Genomic DNA, 745 nt, shown 5'->3' on the forward strand with positions numbered 1-745 from the left:
GGCTCGCGGCGGTTCTCCGAAAGAATGGTCATCGAACGAAGCTGATTGATTCGGACATTCAGCCCGCTGACGATTTCCCAGGCGACACGCTTGTCGGCGGCCTCGAACAGCGCCTCATAGAATTTCGTCGTCGCCCGCATCACTGCCGGCGGCGTCGCCGACGCCCATGCCCCGAACAAGTCCGCCAGCGCGCGTTCGAGCGTTGCCAGTTGCTCGCCGGTGGCCGACAGGGCGCAGGCGCGTGCCGCAATGCCTTCAAGCAGTGCCCTCAACTCATAGATCTCGTCGGTGCGGCCGAGATCCGGCCTGGCTACGGCCGGCCCGTGCCCAGGGATCATCTGCACGAGCCCCTCGGCCTCCAGTTGCCGCAGCACCTCGCGCACGACGGAACGGCTGACGCCAAGCTGGTCGCAAAGCGGCCGCTCGACCAACCTTTCGCCAGGCTGGAAGTGGAAATCCATGATGGCTTCGCGCATGCGCTCCAGCGCCAGCGTTCTCAAGGTCTTGGCGCTGCGGTCGATGCGAAGGGTGTCGTCTGGCATGTCTTGGCTCCTGCACCGCCACGAAAACAGATTCCATGCCCGGTTGACAAGGTACTTGGTGCTCCATAGCATGGTATACCATAAGATGATACAGGGATCGGACGGTCCCTGGCATCGCCGACCCGAGGATTCCATGCAGCCTGCCATCCGCAAGATCGTGACTTATACCGAGAACACGCTGATCGAAGGCGGCAAGGCTGCAC

The 745-nt window shown here is 62.8% G+C and carries 1 protein-coding gene; it reads right to left on the reverse strand.

Annotation, left to right across the window (positions count from 1 at the left end; genetic code table 11):
• Window positions 1–542, reverse strand: a 542-nt coding sequence (locus EN932_RS37320; protein ID WP_164890907.1) for a GntR family transcriptional regulator, incomplete at its 3' end; no start/stop codon positions are given.
• Window positions 543–745: the final 203 nt, after the last annotated feature.

It is taken from the genome of Mesorhizobium sp. M7A.F.Ca.US.002.01.1.1, assembly GCF_004022955.1.
In the GTDB taxonomy this organism is placed as follows: Bacteria; Pseudomonadota; Alphaproteobacteria; order Rhizobiales; family Rhizobiaceae; genus Mesorhizobium; species Mesorhizobium ciceri.